The following is a 6,458-nucleotide window of genomic DNA, read 5'->3' on the forward strand; positions in this document are numbered from 1 at the left end:
CCCCGACACCCGGGATGGGCTCCTTGCGGGAAAAAGATTCCCGCATGCACCCCTTCACGGACTCGCGTGGATCAGGCCTGGCTGTCGAAGTCCCGGGCGGCCAGCGCGCGCACGATGCCCGCGCGGCCTTCCGAAACGAGCCGTCGCAGCGCCGCCGGGTGGTCGCCCGCGAGCCACTCGTCCGAGGCGTTCACCGTCGCCGGTTCGACCGCCCACGACGGGTACAGCCCGATCGCCGTCGGCTGCGCGCGCTCGCTGGACCGCCGCGCCCACACGTCGTCGATGACCTCGAAGTACCGCTCGATGTAGTCGCCGAGCAGGTGCTTCTGGCCCGGGTGCGAGAATCCGGAGATCAGCGCGTCGCTGACCGCGTTGGGGATCTCGTCGTCGTAGATCGCCCGCTGCCAGGTGTCGGCCTTGGCCTCGGCGGTCGGCTGCAGCGCCCGCGAACGCTCGGCGTGCCGCCGTCCCGCGGCGGTGTCGTCCCGCTCCTGCTCGGCGTTGATCTCCTCCGCGCCCGCTTTGCCGTGCGCGACCAGCGCTTGCAGCAGCCGCCAGCGCAGATCGGTGTCGACGGTGAGACCCGGCAGCGGCGCGGACTCGTCGAGCCATCCCGCGATCGCGGTCAGGGTCTCCTCGTCGAGGACGCCCCCGGCCAGCGAGTTCACGAACGCCAGCTGGTGGTCCGAGCCCGCCTCCGCGGTGCGGGCCAGCTCCAGCAGCCGTCCGCTGAACGCGGGCCAGCCCTCCGCGGCCGCCCACTTCTGGTCGGCGTAGGAGTTGAGCGCGGTCTGCGCCTGAAGCAGCAGCCGCTGCACCACGCCGACCTCGCTCTCGGCGTGGATCCCGCGCGCCACCAAGGTGACGAAGTCGCGGGCCTTCAGCTCGGCCTCGCGCGTCATCTCCCACGCGGCCGACCAGCACAGCGTGCGCGGCAGCGAGTCGGTGATGTCGCCGATCCGGTCGATCAGCGTGGTCAGCGACGCCGGGTCCAGCCGCATCCGGCAGTAGGTCAGGTCGTCGTCGTTGACCAGCACGAGCTTGCCCGCGGCCTGCCCGACCAGGTCCGGCACCTCGGTGCGCTCGCCGGTGACGTCCAGTTCGACGCGGCGGGTGCGGACGATCTTGCCGTCGCTGTCCTCGTCGTACACGCCGACCGCGACGCGGTGCGTGCGCAGTTCGCCGGCACCCGGCTTCGCGCCGGTCTGCACGACGGCGAACGACGAGAAGGTGCCGTCGGCGGCGATCTCGTAGCGCGGGCTGAGCGAGTTGAGGCCGGTGGTCTCCAGCCATTCCGCGCTCCACCACGACAGGTCGCGGCCGGAGGCTTCCTCCAGGGCCGCCAGCAGGTCGGCGAGCGTGGCGTTGCCCCAGGCGTGCTTGCCGAAGTACACCTTGAGGCCGTCGAGGAAGTGCTCGATGCCGACGTAGGACACCAGCTGCTTGAGGACGCTCGCGCCCTTGGCGTAGGTGATGCCGTCGAAGTTGACCTCGACCGCGTGCAGGTCGACGATGTCGGCCGCGATCGGGTGCGTCGAGGGCAGCTGGTCCTGGCGGTAGGCCCAGGACTTCTCGATGTTCGCGAAGCTGGTCCAGGCGTTCTTGTACTCGGTCGCCTCGGCCTGGGCGAACACGCTCGCGAAGGTCGCGAACGACTCGTTCAGCCACAGGTCGTCCCACCAGCGCATGGTGACCAGGTCGCCGAACCACATGTGCGCCATCTCGTGCAGCAGCGTCTCGGCGCGCCGCTCGTAGGCGTAGCGGGTGACGCGGCTGCGGAAGACGTAGTCCTCGAGGAACGTGACCGCGCCGGCGTTTTCCATCGCGCCCGCGTTGAACTCCGGCACGAACAGCTGGTCGTACTTGGAGAACGGGTACGGCGTGCCGAATTTCTCGTGGTAGAAGGCGAAACCCTGTTTGGTTTCGACGAACAGCCGCTCGGCGTCCATGTGCTCGGCGAGCGACGCGCGGCAGTAGATGCCGAGCGGGATGGTGCGGTGCTCGTCGCGGAACTCGTCGGTCCATTCCGCGTACGGGCCGGCCACCAGCGCCACCAGATAGGTGGAAATGCGCTCGGATTCGGCGAACCGCGTCCGGCGCGCGCCGTCCTCGGTGTCCTCGGCGCTTTCGGCCAGCGCGTTGGAAACGACCTTCCAGTCGCGCGGGGCGTGCACGGCGAGCCGGTAGACGGACTTGAGGTCCGGCTGGTCGAAGCAGGCGAACATGCGCTTCGCGTCGGCGGTCTCGAACTGGGTGTAGAGATACACGCCGTCGTCGACCGGGTCGACGAACCGGTGCAGGCCCTCGCCGGTGTTCATGTAGCGGCAGTCCGCGGTGACGACGAGTTCGTTCTCCGCGGCAAGGCCGGGCAGCGCGATGCCCTTTTCCTCGGCGTAGCCGCTGACATCGAGCTCAGTGCCGTTCAGCACGGCGGAGCGGACGCCCTCGGCGACGAGGTCGATCCACGACGCTTCGCCGGGACGGCTGCTGGAGAACCGCACCGTGGTGGTGGAGCGGAAGGTCTTCTCCCCGGGACGGCCTTGGCCGTCGGTCAGGTCCAGCTCGATGTCGTAGGACGACACGTCCAGCAGGCCGGAGCGCTGCTTGGCTTCGTCACGCGTCAGATTGGGGGCGGGCACGGGCACCTCTGGTCTTCGGTTCCGGTGGGCACGACGCTCAGCATCCAATCATGACGCGCCGGGAAGCAGCGACCAGGGAACAATGCGGAGGCCTCCCCGCGTTGGCTCGCAGTGCGGGGGTTCGCCCCGCCCTCCGGCGGATGCCGGGGAGCAGCCTCGCCGAGGAGCCCGTGAAAAATGACTGACTCGTCCCAGCCCACGAAGGTGGACTTCTACTTCGACCCGATCTGCCCGTTCGCGTGGATCTCGTCCCGGTGGATCCTCGAGGTCGAGAAGCACCGCGAGCTGGACCTGAACTTCCGGGTGATGAGCCTTTCGGTGCTGAACGAAGGCCGCGAAGACCTGCCCGAGCGCTACAAGGAGCTGCTGAGCGAGGGCTGGGCCCCGGTCCGCGTCGCGACCGCGCTGGCGCAGCACGAGGGACAAGAGGCGGTGCGCAACTTCTACACCGAGTTCGGCACCCGCTATCACAACCAGCACAACGAGGACCGCAAGCTCGTCATCAAGGAGGCGCTGGCCGCGATCGGAGCCCCGGCCGAACTCGCCGAGGCGGGCGAATCGACCGAGTACGACGAGGCGCTGCGCAAAAGCCACCACGAGGGCATGGACCCGGTCGGCATGGACGTCGGCACGCCGACCATCCACGTCAACGGGACCGCGTTCTTCGGCCCGGTGCTGTCGTCGATCCCGCGGGGCGAGGACGCGCTGAAGGTGTTCGACGGCGCGGTGGCGCTGGCGAGCTACCCGGACTTCTTCGAGCTGAAGCGCACCCGGACGGGCGACCTGAACTTCGACTGACGTCGTCGTGAGTGTTGATCGCGGTTCTCACCGTGATCAACACTCACGAAAACCCAAGCGCCGCCTTGGTGACGTCCTCCGGATACGGCGAGTCCCTCAACGCTTCTTCGCGTGACGTCCGCGCCGTCTTCAGCTCGTGCAGGCGCAGCAACCCGTCGCGATGCGTGCGCACGAACGCCTCGTCCACCGGGTCGCCGTGACCGGGCACGACGACACGCGGTTCGAGCGCGAGCAGCGCGTCCATCGCGGCGGCCCACGCGTCGAGCTGGTCGTCCGGGCTGAACGAGTACGCGGTGAAGCCGTGCGGGCCGTGTTCCACGACGTCACCGGCGAAGACGACGTCCGCGTCCGGCACGTGCACCACCAGATCGTGGTCGGTGTGCGCGACGCCGGGGTGTATGAGTGCGACCGTGCGGCCGCCGAGGTCTAGTTCGGCGCGGTCGGGCACCAGTCGGTCGGGCGGCATGAGCCCGGTGCGTTCGATCGCGTCGGCGATTTCCGGCTTTCCCTCTTTGCGGTAGTGCTCGGCCCAGGTTTGCTTGTCGGCTTCGCCGTTTTTCAGCATCGCCTGGAGACAGCCGGGGTGCGCCCAGACGTCGCACGGCAGGAATGGCGTCGTGCCGAAGGCGTGGTCGAAATGCGCATGCGTGTAGACGACCGACCACGGCAGCTCGGTCAGTTCGCGCACCGCGGCGGCGAATTCGGCGCCCTGGTCGACGTCGCCGCGGGTGTCGATCACCAGGCACTGCTCCCGGCCGAGGACGAGACCGGTGGTGAGGTCCAGTTCGTCGTACCGGCGGGCGAAAACCCCGTCGGCCAGCTCGGTCCAGCTCATTGCCCCTCCAGGATTCCGTGCGACAGCCTCGCCACGCTAGCGCTGACGTCCTGCTGCGCGGCGAGGATTACGTCGTTTTCGTGGCCGGTCGCGGCGAGTTCCCGGCCGGAAGTGCAGGCGCTCAGCGCGGCGGAGACGTCGGTGGCCGCGTAGGCGGCCGCCGCGAGCGCGGCTTCGGCGGACCGCGAACCTTTGAGGGCGCTCACGATCGCGCCCGCGCCCAGCTGATCCTCGACGCACGGCCGCAGCGGGCCAGATTCGGCGCCGTCGCCGAACAGGTCGACGCCCCAGCGTTCCCCGGCGGGAATCACGCCGATCGGCCGCCCGTCGGCGATTTCCTCGGCTTTCGCCGCGGTCGCCGACGCATTCCGCAGGCAACCGGCCAATACGTGCGCGCCGGTTTTCGCCGCGGCGGCGCAGAGCGTCGCGCCATTGGGGGAGGGGAGCGCGAGCAGCGTGCCGGACGGGATCTCCGTCACAGAAGACGGCCGGAGCGTCCATTCCTCTTCGCCCGCGACCACTGCTCCGGCTCCGCGCGCCTCGGCGATCCCGCGTTCGTCCCGCCATCGCACCGGCAGCACCCGGCCGCCGCGTCCGACGACGAGATCCGTTGTGGTGCTGAAGGAAAGCACGTCCACGATGATCAGCACGGCGCATTCCCGGCCGAGGATCCCGACGCCTTCGCCGCCCCATTCGAGCCGGACGTCCGAGCCGTGCTGCGCTGCGATGTCCACCCCCGGAGCATGCCGGGTCCGCCGCGGGATGGCACACTCCCGCTGTGCGTGTCTACTTGGGATCCGACCATGCCGGTTTCGAGCTGAAGAACCACCTCGTCCGCCACCTCGGCGAACAGGGGCACGAGGTGACCGACATCGGTCCGTTCGTCTACGACGCGGCCGACGACTACCCGGCGTTCTGCGTCGAAACCGCGCGCCGCGTGGCCGCCGACGAGGGCAGCCTCGGGATCGTCATCGGCGGGTCGGGCAACGGCGAGCAGATCGCCGCGAACAAGGTGCCCGGCATCCGCGCCGGCCTCGGCTGGAGCGTCGAAACCGCGCAGCTGACCCGGCAGCACAACCACGCCCAGGTGCTCGGCGTCGGAGCCCGGATGCACACGCAGGAGCAGGCGACCGAGATCGTCGACGCGTTCCTGGCCACGCCGGTCGACCCGGAAGAACGCCACGCGCGGCGCGTGCAGCAGCTGCTCGACTACGAGCGCACCGGCACCCCGCCCGCGTTGCCGGAGGCCTGATGCCCGAGGGGCACACGCTCCATCGGCTCGCCCGTCTGCACAAACGCCGGTACGCCGGCGGACCGGTGGGGGTCAGCAGCCCGCAGGGCCGGTTCGCCGCGGAGGCGGAGAAACTCGACGGGCAGGTGCTCGTTTCCGCTGAGGCGTACGGGAAACACCTGTTCCACAACTACGGTCCTTTGGGGACAGTCCATGTCCACTTAGGTCTGTACGGCACGTTCGGCGAGGCGCCGCTTCCGGAGACCGAGCCGGTCGGCCAGGTGCGGATGCGGCTGGTCGGCCGGACCCACTGGACCGACCTGCGCGGCCCGACGCGGTGCGAACTGCTGGACCCGGCACAGGTCGACGCGATCAAGGCCCGGCTGGGCCCGGACCCGCTGCGCCGGGACGCCAAGCCGGAGCGGGCGTGGAAGCGGATCTCGCGGTCTCGCACCACGATCGCCGCGCTGCTGATGGACCAGGCGGTGCTGGCCGGGGTCGGGAACGTGTATCGCGCGGAAGTGCTGTTCCGGCACGGGGTTTCGCCGATGGTCCCGGGGCGTTCGCTGGACCGGGCGCTGTGGGACGCCATGTGGGCGGACCTGGTGACGCTGATGCGCGCCGGGGTGCGGGCCGGGCGGATCGACACGGTCGCGCCGGAGCATCTGCCCGCGGCGATGGGGCGAGCTCCGCGGGAGGATCGGCACGGGGGCGAGGTGTACGTCTACCGGCGGGCCGGGATGCCGTGCCTGATCTGCGGGACGCCGGTGGCGCAGAAGGAATTGGCGGCGCGGAACCTTTACTGGTGTCCGACCTGCCAGCCCGCTTGAGCTTGCCCGTTTGAGTCAGTTCGGCGGATTGCTGCTCCCGACTTGGTATCGGGTGCCCGTTCGCTGCTCCCGGAGACGTGGCGGATATGGTGAAAGAGGGGCGCTTTTTGACGAGAGGAGGGAGA

6 protein-coding genes are annotated in these 6,458 nt (G+C 69.7%); 3 read left to right on the forward strand and 3 right to left on the reverse strand.

Features of this window, described 5'->3' with window-relative positions; translation table 11 throughout:
• Window positions 1-71: 71 nt before the first annotated feature.
• Window positions 72-2,639 (reverse strand): aminopeptidase N, encoded by a 2,568-nt coding sequence (gene pepN, locus ACWGIC_RS44490; protein ID WP_452081983.1) that lies wholly within the window; start codon window positions 2,637-2,639, stop codon window positions 72-74.
• A 177-nt stretch (window positions 2,640-2,816) separates the two neighbouring features.
• On the opposite strand from pepN, the gene ACWGIC_RS44495 reads away from it, so the two are divergent.
• The gene (locus ACWGIC_RS44495; RefSeq protein WP_452081984.1) at window positions 2,817-3,437 is read left to right on the forward strand and encodes a mycothiol-dependent nitroreductase Rv2466c family protein; all 621 of its coding nucleotides are present in this window, start codon (window positions 2,817-2,819) and stop codon (window positions 3,435-3,437) included.
• A gap of 43 nt (window positions 3,438-3,480) precedes the next feature.
• Here ACWGIC_RS44495 and ACWGIC_RS44500 read toward each other — a convergent pair whose 3' ends face one another.
• Both ACWGIC_RS44500 and ACWGIC_RS44505 read right to left on the reverse strand, forming a co-directional pair.
• Complete coding sequence (locus ACWGIC_RS44500) at window positions 3,481-4,272, reverse strand: MBL fold metallo-hydrolase (RefSeq protein WP_452081985.1); 792 nt, start codon at window positions 4,270-4,272, stop codon at window positions 3,481-3,483.
• Window positions 4,269-5,006: a 2-phosphosulfolactate phosphatase gene (locus ACWGIC_RS44505; RefSeq protein ID WP_452081986.1), complete on the reverse strand. Its 738-nt coding sequence runs from the start codon at window positions 5,004-5,006 to the stop codon at window positions 4,269-4,271. The genes ACWGIC_RS44500 and ACWGIC_RS44505 overlap by 4 nt, the downstream gene beginning before the upstream one ends.
• Before the next feature lie 44 nt (window positions 5,007-5,050).
• On the opposite strand from ACWGIC_RS44505, the gene ACWGIC_RS44510 reads away from it, so the two are divergent.
• Both ACWGIC_RS44510 and ACWGIC_RS44515 read left to right on the forward strand, forming a co-directional pair.
• On the forward strand, window positions 5,051-5,524 hold the full coding sequence (locus ACWGIC_RS44510; protein ID WP_452081987.1) for a ribose-5-phosphate isomerase: 474 nt from the start codon (window positions 5,051-5,053) through the stop codon (window positions 5,522-5,524).
• Window positions 5,524-6,333, forward strand: coding sequence for an Fpg/Nei family DNA glycosylase (locus ACWGIC_RS44515; RefSeq protein ID WP_452081988.1), 810 nt, complete (start codon window positions 5,524-5,526; stop codon window positions 6,331-6,333). The genes ACWGIC_RS44510 and ACWGIC_RS44515 overlap by 1 nt, the downstream gene beginning before the upstream one ends.
• Window positions 6,334-6,458: the final 125 nt, after the last annotated feature.

This window comes from Amycolatopsis sp. NPDC054798, from assembly GCF_053611505.1.

Bases quoted from the DNA above. Each gene is read 5' to 3' on its own strand.
- ACWGIC_RS44495 (WP_452081984.1), top strand. From the start codon at position 2,817: ATGACTGACTCGTCCCAGCCCACGAAGGTGGACTTCTACTTCGACCCG.
- ACWGIC_RS44500 (WP_452081985.1), bottom strand. From the start codon at position 4,272: ATGAGCTGGACCGAGCTGGCCGACGGGGTTTTCGCCCGCCGGTACGAC.
- ACWGIC_RS44515 (WP_452081988.1), top strand. From the start codon at position 5,524: ATGCCCGAGGGGCACACGCTCCATCGGCTCGCCCGTCTGCACAAACGC.